The sequence below is a fragment of the Xylanibacter rarus genome, from assembly GCF_001275135.1.
GTDB classification, from domain to species: Bacteria; Bacteroidota; Bacteroidia; order Bacteroidales; family Bacteroidaceae; genus Prevotella; species Prevotella rara.
Map to the genome: position 1 here is coordinate 1 of NZ_LFQU01000077.1, position 1,203 is coordinate 1,203.

Genomic DNA, 1,203 nt, shown 5'->3' on the forward strand with positions numbered 1-1,203 from the left:
ATAATAAATATTACAATGAGCAACAAGTATAAAACGCAAAAATTATTATGCAAAATTTATCATCCCTCCGTATTTTGATTATTACAAACTAAAGAAATAGTTGAAACAGCACAAACATACCGCCTTATACTACTCCCTTGAAATAATTGCTATAAAACTTTTAGTAAACATAAGAAATATATTAAAATCACCAGGCTTTACAACAAAATAATGCCACTGAGGCTTAGATCTGTCGTAGATAAGACGAATTGTTGAAGAATACAATAAAGCAGGATATTCGTGAAAAACTCAAAATAGACAAAGATCTATTTTGTGCCTTCATGCTTTCAGCCGCCCTTTTGTTTTCTATTGGCGACTTTTTGCCAGCTTCTTCCTGACTTAGCCTGCTATGCCTGCGAAAAATCTAAGGAAAATCCGCTCAATATAAAGCAAGAATCCGATCGAATCCTAATACCCGATTCGGGGTTAAGTCAACTTGATTCAGACACACTCGATGAAACACTACCCAAAAACGCTTAATTATTCTTTGCACTGCTTTTCAAACGTATGTGCATTTATGTTATAGAATGTCTCAAGTGTACAGCAAGTCACCTGGGATGTCTCCATATGTCTCTTTTTAAAAAGTCTCGAACTCATTGGGGTAACGGGTGCCCTGGCAGGCCACATCAAGCATAATTGGAGACTAAACCTCTTGCCTGTACGTATATCTATCAATCTGCAACGACGTATAATTAAAACAACATTATGGTCACGAATTGGGAAATCTGTAACATGAACAGGGTTCATAAAACCTTTTGACCCGAAATATACATATTCAAATAAATGAAGATTCATTTACTCATCAAGATGAATACAAATCTCACTAAAGGGCTGTTCTATACTTACTATATTAAAATAATCCAGCATTTCTGAAGGCAGCACGATACGCGCAAGAACTTCCAATTGATTTGTTTCAATAAAGCAAAGGTCGGAATTTATATGGAATTAATAAAATAAATATACACTAAATTTCTACTGTCCCTTTTTAATTGCTTATCAGACTCACTTTTTTGAAACAGTATCATATCGGATGAACCTTATAATATCCTTGCCACCAACACATAATTAAAAACCCTCATTCGATATACACATCACAAAGATAGCCTAACAAGATCTAAAATAACGGATTCCATCATCATATCATTCCGATCCGTCCCATAAGTT

Annotated in this window: 1 pseudogene; it reads right to left on the reverse strand. The window is 34.6% G+C overall.

Annotation, left to right across the window (positions count from 1 at the left end):
* Positions 1–616: 616 nt before the first annotated feature.
* Positions 617–906, reverse strand: a pseudogene (locus tag ACU52_RS15705) (ISAon1 family transposase N-terminal region protein).
* Positions 907–1,203: the final 297 nt, after the last annotated feature.